This is a genomic window from Halomonas sp. DP4Y7-1, from assembly GCF_019800705.1.
In the GTDB taxonomy this organism is placed as follows: Bacteria; Pseudomonadota; Gammaproteobacteria; order Pseudomonadales; family Halomonadaceae; genus Halomonas; species Halomonas litopenaei_A.
Map to the genome: position 1 here is coordinate 416,858 of NZ_JAHVKS010000002.1, position 12,632 is coordinate 429,489.

A 12,632-nucleotide genomic window follows, 5' to 3' on the forward strand; every position below is an offset into this window, starting at 1 on the left:
CGAGACTGCGAGGAACCCCTACCCATGACCAGCTTCACCCTTAACGGCGAGGCGGTAAGTGTCGAGGTGGATCCACAGACCCCACTGCTGTGGGTGCTGCGCGATACCCTTGGCCTGACCGGCACCAAGTTCGGCTGCGGCATTGCCCAGTGTGGCGCCTGTACGATCCACTTCAATGGCTCTGCCACGCGCAGCTGCGTGCTGCCGCTGGCCGCCGCGGAAGGAGCCGAGATCACTACCATTGAAGGCCTGGATGCCGACGGCAACCATCCGCTACAGCAGGCCTGGCGGGAAGAGCAGGTGCCCCAATGCGGCTACTGCCAGTCAGGCCAGATCATGCAGGCAGCCGACCTGCTCGCACGCAAGCCCTCCCCCAGCGACGACGAGATCACTCAGGGCATGAGTGGCAACCTGTGTCGTTGCATGGCCTATGTGCGTATTCACCGAGCGGTCAAGCGTGCAGCGAACATGGCGCAGGCCGGTGTACAGCGCTGGGAGCCCCCCACGGGTGAAGCCAGCGATAGCGTGGAGGGCAACCAGCATGCCAAGGCCTAACGATCCACAGGTTGGCGATGTCCACGGCCGTGACCCGCAGCAGCGTTCATCCATCAGTGCCTCAGGCATCAGCCGTCGGGGCTTTTTGATCGGCACCCTTGGCTCGACAGCGGTGCTGGCGTTTGGCCTTCCCGGCATTGCCCTGGCCCAGGACGCAACCGATACCGCCCTCAAGGAAGGCCAGTACGAGCCGACCTTGTGGTACGCCATCGATAGCAACGGCCAGGTCACACTGCACTGCACCAAGGCCGAGATGGGCCAGCACGTGGGAACCAGCCTGGCACGTCTGATCGCCGAGGAGCTTGAGGTCGACCCGGCGACCATGCGTATCGAGTACGTCGACAGCGATCCCAAGTGGGGATACATGATCACCGGTGGCAGCTGGTCGGTGAATCACAGTTTTCTGCCGCTCTCCCGCGCAGGTGCCGCTGGCCGCGAAGCGCTGATCGACGCCGGCGCTCGTCTGCTGGATGTGGACCCCGCACGCTGCCACGCCCGCAATGGTCAGGTCATCTGCGACGATCAGCGGATCAGCTATGGCGAGATCGTTGCCAGCGGCACCCTGTCGCGTAGCTACAGCGCCGAAGAGCTGGAAGCGATAGCCCTGAAACCCGCCAGTGAGCGACGCGTACTGGGCAGCCCCGGTAACGCCCAGGACATCCCGGACAAGACCACCGGAGCCGCCCTCTTCGGGATCGATGCCAAGATCGATGGCATGGTCTACGCGCGCCCGGTGCTGCCACCTGCCCGTTTTGGTTGCCAGGCCGTCTCGATCGATGACAGTGCTGCAGCAACGATCCCGGGCTATCAGCAGACGCTGCGCCTGGAGGATCCCTCAGGCCTATGCCAGGGCTGGCTTGCGGTGGTTGCCGACAGCTTTTCGGCGGCCATGCGTGCGACCGATGCGCTCAAGGTCGAGTGGGACGTCGGTCCCGCTGCCGCCATCAGTGAAGCGGACATACAGCAGGAAGGACGTCGTCTGACCGAGGCGCCGACCCGTGACAATGGTGCTCTGTTTGTGGACAGCGGCGACCTGGCATCCGCCTTTGAGCGTGCCGACGCCGACAGCGCGACCCTGGTCGATGCCACCTACACCACCGCGAGCGTGCTGCATTTCCAGCTGGAGCCAGTGAACGCCACGGTGGTTGAGCGCGACGGGCATTGGCATATCCATTGCGGCAACCAGCAACAGTCCGCCGCGGTGCCGTTGGTGGCCAAGGCGCTGGAGGTCGACGACAACCAGGTGACCTTCCATCAGTATTACCTCGGCGGTGGTTTCGGGCGACGCCTCTATGGCGACTATGCTGTTCCGGCGGCGCTTGCCGCCAAGGCGCTGGGCAGACCGGTCAAGATGGTGTTTACCCGCCCCGATGATAGCCGTCTCGATTGCGTTCGCTCGCCGTCGGTGCAGCGCCTGCGCTCAGCCGTCACGGCAAGCGGTGAGATCCTGGCCAGTGAGCATGCAGCTGCGGCGGGATGGCCCACCGCGGCGATCGCGCCCGGCTTTCTGGGCGAGTTCGTCGATGGTGGCGGCAAGCTAGACTCCTTCGCCATCAGCGGAGCGGACCACTGGTACCAGGTCGCTGCCCAGCGGGTGTGGGCTCAGCAGAATCACAAGGCCCACGAGGCCTTCGTCCCTGGCTACCTGCGTTCGGTGGGGCCGGGCTGGACCACCTGGGCAGTCGAGAGCCATATGGATGAACTGGCCCAGGCGGCAGGGCTCGACCCGGCCCGCTTCCGCCTGGCACTGCTCCAGGCGGAAGGGCGCAACGCCGGAGAAGCGCCGAACAGCGTGGGTGGCGCCGAACGCCTGAAAGCGGTGTTGCAGCGCGCGCTGGAGAAGTCGGGCTGGAGCGAACGCGATACCTTACCGGAGGACACAGGGCTCGGCGTGGCACTCAGCTTCGGCCAGGAACGCCATATGCCAACCTGGGTGGCCTGTGTCGCCCGCGTCAAGGTAGATCAAAGCAGCGGCGACGTCTCGGTTGAAAAGCTGACCTCGGTCGTGGACGCCGGCACCCTGGCCCACCCGGATGGCGCCATGGCCCAGCTGGAAGGGTCACTGCTGTGGGGCCTGTCCATGGCACTGCACGAAGGCACCGAGTATGCAGAGGGGCAGCCCAGCGATCTCAATCTCAACAGCTACACCCCGCTGCGTATGCATCAGGTGCCAGAGCTGGATCTTGAGTTCATGATCAACGACCACACGCCGGTCGGGCTCGGTGAACCCGGCACCTGCGTGGTGGCGCCCGCCATCGGCAATGCTGTCGCGCATGCCTGCGGTGTGCGTTTACGCGATCTTCCGATGCGGGCACAAACCCTCAAGACACGGCTCGGCAACCGCGCCGATGACCAGATAACGAGCTGACAGCCGCACGGGAGCCCTCCGGCCAACAACGGAGGGCTCCCCCCGAACAGGACACGCAACCCATGCAACATCTGGATCTGACGGTGGTGCGTCGTGCCCTTGAGTGGCTGCACGACGGACGCGAACTGTGGCTGGCCACAGTGCTGTCCACCTATGGCTCTTCCCCTCGTGAGCCCGGTGCCTGGCTGATAGCCACCCAGGACGGCGAGCATGCCGGCTCGCTATCTGGCGGCTGTGTCGAAGACGACTTTCTTGAACGCCTGAGTCGGGGTGAGTTCCACCGGCCGGTGACCCGCGTGCGCTACGGCGCAGGAGACGACGTCGACTATCCCGCACCGACATTACCCTGTGGAGGCGTGCTGGAGGTGTTGATCGAGCGCTTTGCGCCTGACGAGGCAGCCGTGACCCACTTCACTGCACTGGCAGCTGCACTGGAGGGCAAGGGTCCGCTGCGTCGGCGGGTCTCGTGGTCGACGGCAGAGCGGCAACTGCTCGATGACGATGGCATCGGCGACCGCGTGCAGCTGCAGGAGACCGAGCAGCAAGCCTTGCTGCGAGTAGGCCCCAGCGCCCGCCTGGTGCTGGCTGGCGTCTCCCCGGTTGCAGTGTTCTGCGCCCAGTTCGCCCTGGGTCTGGGCTTCGAGGTCATCGTCTGCGACCCGCGGGAGGGCAAGCTGGAAGAGCTTGTCGAGGCTCTGGGCGAATCCGCAGCACGAATCGACACCATCGCCCGGCTTCCCTCGCGCTTCATCGCCGAAGGCGGATGCCACGCGGCGACCGCCGTCGTAGCGCTGACCCACGACCCGCGCATCGATGACCTGGCGATGATGGAAGCCGTGCACTCCCAGGCGTTCTATATCGGCGTGATGGGATCGAGGCAGACCTCCAGCGCACGCGCAGCCAGACTCGCCCGCAGCGGTGGTCTCAGCGAGGCCGACATCGCGCGGATCCATATGCCGATCGGTCTGCACCTGGGCAGCAAGACCCCTGCAGAAATTGCGCTGGCGGTGATGGCAGACGTGATCAGGGTACGTCGTGGCAAACCACGTGATGGGCTTTAAACCGCTGTCACAACCGATAAACCGGAGGAGCCTCAGCCGATGACTACGCTGTGGTGCGTGATGGCAGCTGCCGGCAGTTCGCGCCGATTTGGCAGCGCCGACAAGCGCCTTGCCCGCCTGAGCGACAGCCGCACACTGCTGGCCGCAAGCCTGTCCGCCAGCGCCGCCCTGTCGGCCAGACGACTGCTGGTGATCGGTCCCCGTGACACCCTGGCTGGCTTGTCCGTCCCCGCGTCCCCCGGACTCGAGGTGCTGACCCTGGCACAGACCAGCCGCAGCCTGGGGGATAGCCTGGCCCAGGCGTTCAACTGGCTGGAACACCATGCATCAACGGCCGAGGCAGCGGCGGTGTGGCTCGCCGATATGGCCTGGGTGACACCGGCCAGCTGCCATCGTCTGGCATCGCAATCCCGGCGGGATCGCCTGGTCAGGCCGACGTATCAGGGCCAGCCGGGACATCCAGTCATCATTGGCCGCGACTTCTGGGGCGAGATGGGAGGCCTGCATGGCCAGGAGGGGGCCAGAGCCGTACTCGCACGCCACCCACAGGCGCGGGTGGACATTGCGGTGGACGACCCGGGCGTGGTGCGTGACCTGGACCGTCCGCAGGACCCTCGCTAGCGCCGTCGACCTGATCCGCGCTAGCGCGCCCTGGTGTGTTCCGCCATAAAGGCATCGACAATGGCGTCAAAGTCGCTATCGCCTACAAAGCCAAGGGCATCTGCCTTGGCCGTGCGGAAGCGACCCGGCCAGCTGGAAACGATGGCATTCACCCGCTCGTCCGGGCGAAAGCTCACCCGAGCCCGCGCTTCAGCGCCACCCTTGCGTTCGAGGGCGTCCAGCATCTCGGCCACGCTGACGGTGATACCCGGCAGCATAAAGGCGCGGAAATCGCCCAGGGAGTCAGCAGCCACCGCTGCCCCATGCACCAACGCCTCCACTACCTTGCCCGGCGACATAACAAAGAGCTCGAGCTCTGGGGACACGGGACACACGGCGTCTTCACCATTGAGAGGCTCACGTAGGATACTCGACGCGAAGCTCGACGCCGCCGCGTTGGGCCGCCCCGGGCGAATCACGATCGTCGGCAGACGCAGGACCAAGCCATCGACCAGGCCTCGGCGGCTGTAATCCTGGATCAACAGCTCGCACATCGCCTTCTGGGAACCATAGGAGCTTTGCGGCCGTAGCGCGGTCATGTCATCGAGCACGTCGGGCAGCTCGCCGCCATATACCGCCACGGAGCTTGCCATGATTACCCGGGTCTCGCTCATCCCGCGCTGATGGCAGCCTTCGAGCAGGCGACGGGTGGCATCAAAGTTGACCGCTTGACCGAGGGCAAGGTCCGCCTCGGCAGCGGAGCTGACAACCGCCGCCAGGTGATAGATCACCTGTGGGCGGCCTTCCAGCAAGGCATCCCAGGCACCGTCCTCGGTCAGGTCTCTGGCGGTCGTGGTGATCGCCACTGCCCCTTGCGCGGTCGGGTGGGGCGGCGTGCTCTGGTCGACCAGGGTCAAGCGGGTCAGTGGCTCGCCACAACACTGCCCGGCCGCCAGCAGCGCCTGGGTCAGGCGCTGGCCAAGAAAGCCTGCCGCACCAGTAATCAGAATATGCATCAGGGCGTCTCCTCAGCGTGTCCAGCGATGATCCCATAGGGGCGCGCCCAGCCTAGTCCTGCGACAGTGCCCGCCCTGGGGCGGTATTCGCAGCCGACCCAGCCGTCGTACCCTTGGGCGTCGAGATGCTCGAGCAGCGCGCCGATATTCAACTCACCCTGGTCAGGTTCGTGACGTTCCGGCACCCCGGCAATTTGCACATGCCCCACCTGAGCGAACTGCTGCTCGAGGGTGCGCATCAGATCACCCTGCATGATCTGGCAGTGATAGAGGTCGAACTGCAGGCGCAGGTGCGGCGATCCTACGCGTCGAATCACCTCCCGCGCCAACGCCTGGTGCTGCAACAGATAGCCCGGCATGTCGCGCCCATTGATGGGTTCGATCAGCAGCGTGCGCCCGTCCTGGCCACAGCGCTCAGCGGCGTAGCTCAGGTTATCGACGTAGGTCTTCAGGTAGGCGTCGCGGGTGGCGGGGTCGGCTTTGTCGGGCAACAGCCCGGCCATGGCGTGCACCCGCGGGCAGTCCAGCGCTTGCGCATATTCGAGAGCACGTTCCAGTCCGTCGCGAAACGCCTGCTCCCGACCCGGTAGGCCAGCCAAGCCGCGCTCGCCGGCCTCCCAGTCGCCTGGGGGCAGATTGAACAGCACCTGGGTGAGTCCCTGGTCATCCAGTCGAGCGCGCAGCTCGCTTGCTGGGAAGTCATAAGGAAACAGATACTCGACACCGCGAAAGCCGGCCTTGGCGGCGGCGGCAAAACGGTCGAGAAAGTCGTGCTCCGTAAACATCATGCTGAGATTGGCGGCCAAGCGAATCATCGGGCGCTCCTGCTGCTGTCGTTGTCGTTGTCGTTATCGCTGTCATCGCCCCGGCACCCTGCAACTGGCACCTCACATCTGATCTGGCGTCCCATAACGGGTACCGGGGCGGCAGACTCAGTCCCGCGGGAAGCGCGCCTCCAGCTCGGCGACCTGCTCCGGGGTCAGGCCTCGGGGATTCTGCCCGCGCAACAGCAAGAATAGCTTGGCGGTCTCCTCGAGCTCTTCGGTGGCGTACACCGCCGCCTCCAAGGACTTGCCGGCCACCACCGGCCCGTGGTTGGCCAGCAGTACCGCGCTATGCTTGCCCGCCAGCCCCCTGACAGCATCTCCCAGCGCCGGATCTCCCGGTACATGGTAGGGCACCAGCGGCAAGCGACCGACACGCATCACATAGTAGGCGGTCAGCGGTGGAATGCAGTCGCAGTGATCGACGTCCGGCAGGCAGGATACCGCCACCGAATGGGTCGAGTGCAGGTGCACGATGGCCTCGGACTGGGGCCGCTCGGCGTACATCGCCATGTGCAAAAAGCTTTCCTTGGTCGGCTTGTCGCCGCCGAGCCACTCGCCGCTTGCTGACAGCGTCGAAATGGTCGCTGGGTCCAGGCGACCAAGACAGGCGTTGGTTGGCGTCATCAGCCAGCCCCCATCATCCAGGCGCACGCTGATGTTGCCACTGTAGCCCATGGTCAGCCCGCGGTCGAACAGTGACTTGCCGTAGGTGGCGATCTGTTCACGCAGGCGGTTGACGTCGCGAGTGCTCATCGGGTCGCCTCCTCGAGCACGGCAAAGCCGCGGGTAAAGATATCGATACCCCCAAAGTTGCCCGACTTCAGCGCCAGCGACAGCGTTCCTGCTGCCACACTGGCCTGGGTCCAGGGCACCCCAGCATCGATCTGTGGGCCAATTCGCAGCCGATCCAGCGACAGCGCCGACACCACCGCGCCGGAGGTCTCGCCCCCCGCGACCAGCAGACGGCCAACGCCTTCCGCCACCAGGGTGGTCGCCAGTGAGGCCAGGGCCCGCTCGACCAGTTCACCGGCCCGGGCCACCCCTAGCTGCTGCTGAGCCGCCTTGACGCGATCAGGCGCCGCGGAGGCATACACCAGCACGGGCTCGTCGGGGGACTCCGCATGCTGTCGGCGCACAAAGTCGAGCGCCTCGGCGATGGGCTGGTCACCCTGCGCCAGGGACAGTGGGTCCAGGGCAAATCCTGGGCGATGCTCGAGAAAGTGCTCGACCTGAGCGAGGGTTGCCCGCGAACAGCTACCCGACAGCACCAGTGACCGCCCCTGGGCCGGCGCCAGTCGCGCCGCATCCTCAACCGGTGCCAACCAGCCCTTGCGCCGATACTCTGCCGGCAACGCCTGACCAAGGCCGGACCCACCGGTCACCAGGGGCAGCTCGACGGTCGCTGCGGCCAGCACGTCCAGATCACCGTCATCCAGCGTATCGCAGATGACGTGGCGCACCCCGCTGGCATCGAGCTCACCCAGGCGACAGCGGCATGCCTCGGCGCCAGCGCGAATGACCGCGTGGGAAACGAGCCCTACCGGATGCGAGGTCTGGGCCCCCAAGACCCTGACCAGGTCGGCATCGGTCATGGGATTAAGCGGATGATCCTGCATCCCACTGTCGTTGAGCAGGCGATCTCCGACGAACAGATGTCCTTGGTAGACGGTGCGCCCCGTGGTGGGAAAGGCCGGCACCATCACCGTCTGCCGCCCGCCAAGACGCTCCAGCAGGGCATCGGCGACAGGCCCGATATTGCCCTCGGCGGTGGAGTCGAAGGTCGAGCAGTACTTGAAGAAGACTTGCCGCACGCCCTGCCCGCGCAGCCAGTCCAGTGCCGCCAGGCTGTCCTTGAGGGCCTCATCGAGTGCACAGCTGCGTGACTTGAGCGCCACGACAACGGCGTCGACGCCCTCGGGCAGGGGCTTGCCGGTGGGGTCCCCCAGTATCTGGACGGTGCGCATGCCCGAGCGCACCAGGTTATTGGCCAGATCGGTGGCTCCCGTGAAATCGTCGGCAATAGCGCCGAGTACCAGGCTCATGCGAGATCCTCTTTAAAACCATCAAAGTGACAAACGCGAGGGGCAGAGACAGCGGGAACAAGCGCGCTGCTCACAGCGACGGAACCGACCGTCACTGCGCCGACTCGTCATTGGCGGCAGGCAGCGCCACGCCCCCCGTTGCAGCATAGACCTTGACCACCGCTGAATCGTCCTCGCGCCCCAGTCCCATGCCGCTGGCAGCGGTAAACTGCTGCAGCGCGCTGGAGGCCACAGGCATCGCCAGACGCAGCTCACGGCCGGTGTCGTGCACGATGTTCAGGTCCTTGACGAAGATGTCGACCGCCGACAGCGGCCGGTAATCCCCGTCGAGGATGTGGGGTACGCGATTTTCGAACATCCAGGAATTGCCCGCCGACTGCGTGATCACCCGGTAAAGCGCGCGACCATCGATGCCCATCCTGAGCCCTAACGCCATGGCCTCGGCGGCGGCGGCGATATGCACGCCGGCCAGGTGCTGGTTGACCAGTTTCACACTTGAGCCCGGGCCGGGAACATCGCCCAGGTGATGCACGGTAGCGGCCATCGCATCGAGTACCCTTGCGGCCTTGGCGAAGGCCTGGGGCGTCCCGGATGCCATCACCGACAGCTCCCCCGTGGCCGCCTTGGCCGCACCACCGCTGATCGGCGCATCCAGCATCAAAAGCCCCGCCTGATCCAGCCGCTGACCCAGTGTCTCGGCCACGCTGGGCGCTACCGTCGCGCACTGAATCACCAGACTCCCCGCGGCTAGCTGGGTCGCCAGCCCGTCGTCTTTGTCTTTGCCATCGCCAAACAGCACCGACATCACCTGGTCTGCATTGACCACGACCAGCAGTATCACGTCGCAACGCGCGGCCAGCGCGGAGGCTTCCGCCACACATTGGCCCCCTTCGTCCTCGAAGGTCTTGCGCGACGCGGCAGACACATCACAGCCGACGACCTCGAGACCTGCGCGCTTGAGGCTTCTGGCAATGCCCATCCCCATGGCACCGAGTCCGACCACACCGCACACAGGCAATCCTGAAGACGCGTCGCTCATGTTGCACTCCCGAGAAGTTGTCGTGGCGAATGACGTTGAAGTTTAAATGTTAGCGCTAACATTTTTAGTCGAGAGCCCTCTCAAGCACAAGTGTCAGACGCATCACATCGACCATGGTCTAATCCCAGTGCCGGCGTCTTAACCGCCATCCTCAACAGCCTTCAGGGGCAGGCCGACCTTCCCGAACCGCACAGCCATGCCCGGCCCTCTCGGCGCGAGGAACAGCACTCAGGTCCTCAAGACGACCGGTTCGGCATAAAATAGGCATAGGTGGCCATAAGACTGGCATAGCCATAAGCAGCGCCCAACAGGGAGAGCATCATGAGTGAGCCACAAGGCGGCGACCGGCGACGGCGCAAGGGACTTGATAACCCCACCCTGGACGACGTCGCGCGGGAAGCGGGGGTATCGGCCATCACCGTCTCCCGCGCCATCCACCGTCCCGACAGCGTGCGCGAGGTCACCCGCGAGAAAGTGGAAGCGGCTATCGCCAAGGTCGGCTACGTCCCCAATATGGTCGCCGGCACCCTGGCCTCGGCCAGCTCACGATTTATTCCTGTCATCGTGCCTTCGCTGTCCAACGTGGTGTTCGTCGAAGTCATACAGGGACTTCAGGCCGTCTTCGACCAGCACGGATATCAGATGCTGCTGGGCAATACCGACTACAGCATGGAACGCGAAGAGGAGCTGATCCGCACCTTCCTAGGCTGGTCTCCCACCGCCCTGGTGACCACGGGCCTGCGTCACCGGGAGGGCCTGAGTGAGCTGCTCAAGCGCTTCCCCCGCCCGCTGGTGGAGATCATGGAACTGGGCCAGGCAGTGGACATGAACGTGGGCATGGACCATCAACGGGCCGGCGCCACCATGGCCGACCACTTGCTGGCCCAGGGCTACCGCCACATCGTGTTTGCCGGCACTCGACTCGCGCATAACTATCGCGCCGCCCAGCGCTACGAAGGCCATCGCTCACGCCTGGTCAGCGAAGGCCTGGATGCCCCCTTGATGGAATGGCAGCAGGACAGCCACTACGACCTCGGCGGTGCAGCGCTGGACGAAATACGCCGCCAATACCCGCAGGTCGAGGCCATCCACTTCATCGATGACGTAATGGCATCCGGTGCCTTGCTCGAAGCACAGCGCCAGGGCCTGCGCGTGCCCGACGACATCGCTATCGCAGGTTTTACCGGACTGCCCTTCGCACGCGCCCTGATTCCCCGCCTGACGACCATTGTCTCCCCCCGCGAAGCCATCGGACGCCTGGCCGCCCATCAGATCATCGATCGCCTGGAGGGTCGCCAGCCAGAGGCCTGCATCGACGTCGGCTTTACGCTGCAACAAGGCGAAAGCACATGAACAAATGAGTGATATAAGCTCACATGAACAACCAAGACGGCTCACCTGTTAACAAATCCCGCCACCCTCTATAACGATCTCTCCGCAAAGCCATATCACATCTCTTTTAAAATAAAGCGACTATAAGAAACATAGACCTATGTCTAAGCACCGAAACAAGCAAGTGCTTTGACTAATTCCATCATGCCGACCAAACATAAGATCAAAAAAAGAACATTTGAACGGCGTCGGCATGACCACCTCTCTGCTTCTTGACGCTATTGGCATTGCCAAGTCCTTTTCCGGCGTGCCCGCCCTGCACGATGGCCGCCTGAGCTTGCGCGCGGGTAGCGTACATACCCTGTGCGGCGGCAATGGTGCCGGCAAGTCGACGCTACTCAACGTGCTGATGGGCGTCCTGACGGGGGACGCAGGAACTTTGCGAATCGACGGCCGAGAGACCTTCTTCCGCTCACCCCATGACGCCCTGCAGGCCGGCATCGTCATGATCAGCGGCGAAAACCTGGTGATCGACGGTGGCTATACGGTGCAGTAGAGGCCAACACGCCACTACCAGCTTGCCAGAGTCCGCAGTCGCACTTGTGCAGGCCACTTTTTAGACGACATCTTATGGCAAGACATCTTCTGGAAAGACCTCTTATGACAAGGCCACCTGTGGCAAGACCTACAATAGCAAGGTGGCAACTCGCGCTAAAAAAGCCGGCACCTACTCCCCCGCCAGCACCTCGCTGGCCGAGAGATCTCCGGTGCGCGTGGCTTCATCAAGGCGAATGATGGTGTGGGCGTTGGTGACGCTGGTCGCCAGGGTATCAATGACGCCGGTTCGCAGGGCACCAAGGATACCCACCGCCTTGGTATGCTCGCTGGCAATCGCGATGACGTCAGGGATCCGGGTCAGATCCTGGATGTTGAGACCGACCACACGACCTTGCATCGGCGTTACCGACGGGCGTCCATGAATGTCGATAAAGTCATACCCCATCATATCGCCGACGGTGCCCGATAGGCGCGCCTCGGCGATTTCCTGCGGTGTGAACCAGCCCATGCGCACCATGTTGCTGTTCTCGCTGACGTCGCCGACACCGATCAGGGCGGTGTCAGCGCGGCGAGCGCGGTCCAGGGTCTGGCGCACTGTAGGGTTGTCGTAGAGAGCATCACGCAGGGTCGTATTCTGCACCAGAGCGGGCGCATACAGCGTCTCGCTTTCACCGCCAAACTTGCTGGCCAGACGACGGCAGATATGATCCGGATTCATGTACTCGCCAGCCCTCAGCGAGCCACCAATGGCACACACAAACGAGACATTGAGCTCCCCCTCACCGAACACGTTGTCGGCCACGGCGCCCACGTTGCGTCCCATGCCGACCGCGACGATATGACCATCGGCCAGGGTCCGTGAAAGATGATCGGCGACCAGACTGGCCACCGATGAGCGCTGCACGTCGGGGTCAGCGTGATCCAGCGCCACCAGCGCTCGCTTGATGCCGAAACGTCGCTTGAGCTCCTGTTCGATCTCTACACTCACCGCAGGATGTTGACGCACACGCACATCGACGATGCCTTCAGACTGCGCACGCTTCAACAGACGCCCCACCCGCACGCGAGATAGACCAAGCCGGTTGGCGATGACCTCCTGGGTCTCTCCTTGCACATAGTAGAGGGTCGATATCTCGGTCATCAGCTCGATATCGGCGGCGTCCTGGCGATCGATCATCGCGCGTATCCCTGGTTGTCCATGGTGCCCCGCCCCCGGGGCGAGGGCAGGAGCACA

Annotated in this window: 12 protein-coding genes; 6 read left to right on the plus strand and 6 right to left on the minus strand. The window is 64.2% G+C overall.

The genetic code is table 11. The annotated features are described in order from the left end of the window. Positions 1-24: 24 nt before the first annotated feature. From KUV72_RS05415 to KUV72_RS05430, 4 genes are all read left to right on the plus strand, one after another. The gene (locus KUV72_RS05415; RefSeq protein ID WP_222162673.1) at positions 25-555 is read left to right on the plus strand and encodes a (2Fe-2S)-binding protein; all 531 of its coding nucleotides are present in this window, start codon (positions 25-27) and stop codon (positions 553-555) included. Beyond that, positions 542-2,923: a xanthine dehydrogenase family protein molybdopterin-binding subunit gene (locus KUV72_RS05420; RefSeq protein WP_222237672.1), complete on the plus strand. Its 2,382-nt coding sequence runs from the start codon at positions 542-544 to the stop codon at positions 2,921-2,923. The genes KUV72_RS05415 and KUV72_RS05420 overlap by 14 nt, the downstream gene beginning before the upstream one ends. Positions 2,924-2,985: 62 nt before the next feature. Next, on the plus strand, positions 2,986-3,984 hold the full coding sequence (locus tag KUV72_RS05425; protein WP_222237673.1) for an XdhC family protein: 999 nt from the start codon (positions 2,986-2,988) through the stop codon (positions 3,982-3,984). A 39-nt stretch (positions 3,985-4,023) separates the two neighbouring features. Further along, positions 4,024-4,605 carry an NTP transferase domain-containing protein gene (locus KUV72_RS05430; RefSeq protein WP_222237674.1) on the plus strand — a complete coding sequence of 194 codons (582 nt, stop codon included), beginning with the start codon at positions 4,024-4,026 and terminating at the stop codon, positions 4,603-4,605. A gap of 20 nt (positions 4,606-4,625) precedes the next feature. Here the strand turns inward: KUV72_RS05430 and denD are convergent, their stop codons facing one another. The 5 genes from denD to ltnD all read right to left on the minus strand — a co-directional run bounded on the left by denD (position 4,626) and on the right by ltnD (position 9,508). Continuing rightward, a complete protein-coding gene (denD, locus tag KUV72_RS05435; protein WP_222237675.1) occupies positions 4,626-5,600 on the minus strand; it encodes a D-erythronate dehydrogenase in 975 nt (324 codons plus the stop codon). Beyond that, positions 5,600-6,415: a 2-oxo-tetronate isomerase gene (gene otnI, locus KUV72_RS05440; RefSeq protein ID WP_222237676.1), complete on the minus strand. Its 816-nt coding sequence runs from the start codon at positions 6,413-6,415 to the stop codon at positions 5,600-5,602. Before otnI ends, denD begins: the two co-directional genes overlap by 1 nt. A 117-nt stretch (positions 6,416-6,532) precedes the next feature. Beyond that, on the minus strand, positions 6,533-7,180 hold the full coding sequence (gene otnC, locus KUV72_RS05445) for a 3-oxo-tetronate 4-phosphate decarboxylase (protein ID WP_222237677.1): 648 nt from the start codon (positions 7,178-7,180) through the stop codon (positions 6,533-6,535). Next, positions 7,177-8,469, minus strand: a complete 1,293-nt coding sequence (otnK, locus tag KUV72_RS05450) for a 3-oxo-tetronate kinase (protein ID WP_222237678.1) — start codon at positions 8,467-8,469, stop codon at positions 7,177-7,179. Before otnK ends, otnC begins: the two co-directional genes overlap by 4 nt. A gap of 91 nt (positions 8,470-8,560) precedes the next feature. Beyond that, the gene (ltnD, locus tag KUV72_RS05455; RefSeq protein WP_222237679.1) at positions 8,561-9,508 is read right to left on the minus strand and encodes an L-threonate dehydrogenase; all 948 of its coding nucleotides are present in this window, start codon (positions 9,506-9,508) and stop codon (positions 8,561-8,563) included. A 321-nt stretch (positions 9,509-9,829) separates the two neighbouring features. Between ltnD and KUV72_RS05460 the strand changes: the two genes are divergently transcribed. Both KUV72_RS05460 and KUV72_RS05465 read left to right on the plus strand, forming a co-directional pair. Next, entirely contained in the window at positions 9,830-10,861 is a 1,032-nt protein-coding gene (locus tag KUV72_RS05460) for a LacI family DNA-binding transcriptional regulator (protein ID WP_222237680.1), read from the plus strand. Between the two features lie 232 nt (positions 10,862-11,093). Further along, a complete protein-coding gene (locus tag KUV72_RS05465) occupies positions 11,094-11,396 on the plus strand; it encodes an ATP-binding cassette domain-containing protein (protein WP_222237681.1) in 303 nt (100 codons plus the stop codon). A gap of 171 nt (positions 11,397-11,567) precedes the next feature. Here the strand turns inward: KUV72_RS05465 and KUV72_RS05470 are convergent, their stop codons facing one another. Then, positions 11,568-12,575 carry a sugar-binding transcriptional regulator gene (locus KUV72_RS05470; RefSeq protein WP_222237682.1) on the minus strand — a complete coding sequence of 336 codons (1,008 nt, stop codon included), beginning with the start codon at positions 12,573-12,575 and terminating at the stop codon, positions 11,568-11,570. Between the last annotated feature and the right edge of the window lie 57 nt (positions 12,576-12,632).

Excerpts from the sequence above, each read along its gene's own strand:
- KUV72_RS05420 (WP_222237672.1), top strand. The coding sequence starts at position 542 with ATGCCAAGGCCTAACGATCCACAGGTTGGCGATGTCCACGGCCGTGAC.
- KUV72_RS05460 (WP_222237680.1), top strand. The coding sequence starts at position 9,830 with ATGAGTGAGCCACAAGGCGGCGACCGGCGACGGCGCAAGGGACTTGAT.
- KUV72_RS05465 (WP_222237681.1), top strand. The coding sequence starts at position 11,094 with ATGACCACCTCTCTGCTTCTTGACGCTATTGGCATTGCCAAGTCCTTT.
- denD (WP_222237675.1), bottom strand. The coding sequence starts at position 5,600 with ATGCATATTCTGATTACTGGTGCGGCAGGCTTTCTTGGCCAGCGCCTG.
- KUV72_RS05415 (WP_222162673.1), top strand. The coding sequence starts at position 25 with ATGACCAGCTTCACCCTTAACGGCGAGGCGGTAAGTGTCGAGGTGGAT.
- KUV72_RS05470 (WP_222237682.1), bottom strand. The coding sequence starts at position 12,575 with ATGATCGATCGCCAGGACGCCGCCGATATCGAGCTGATGACCGAGATA.
- ltnD (WP_222237679.1), bottom strand. The coding sequence starts at position 9,508 with ATGAGCGACGCGTCTTCAGGATTGCCTGTGTGCGGTGTGGTCGGACTC.
- KUV72_RS05430 (WP_222237674.1), top strand. The coding sequence starts at position 4,024 with ATGACTACGCTGTGGTGCGTGATGGCAGCTGCCGGCAGTTCGCGCCGA.
- otnC (WP_222237677.1), bottom strand. The coding sequence starts at position 7,180 with ATGAGCACTCGCGACGTCAACCGCCTGCGTGAACAGATCGCCACCTAC.
- otnK (WP_222237678.1), bottom strand. The coding sequence starts at position 8,469 with ATGAGCCTGGTACTCGGCGCTATTGCCGACGATTTCACGGGAGCCACC.
- otnI (WP_222237676.1), bottom strand. The coding sequence starts at position 6,415 with ATGATTCGCTTGGCCGCCAATCTCAGCATGATGTTTACGGAGCACGAC.
- KUV72_RS05425 (WP_222237673.1), top strand. The coding sequence starts at position 2,986 with ATGCAACATCTGGATCTGACGGTGGTGCGTCGTGCCCTTGAGTGGCTG.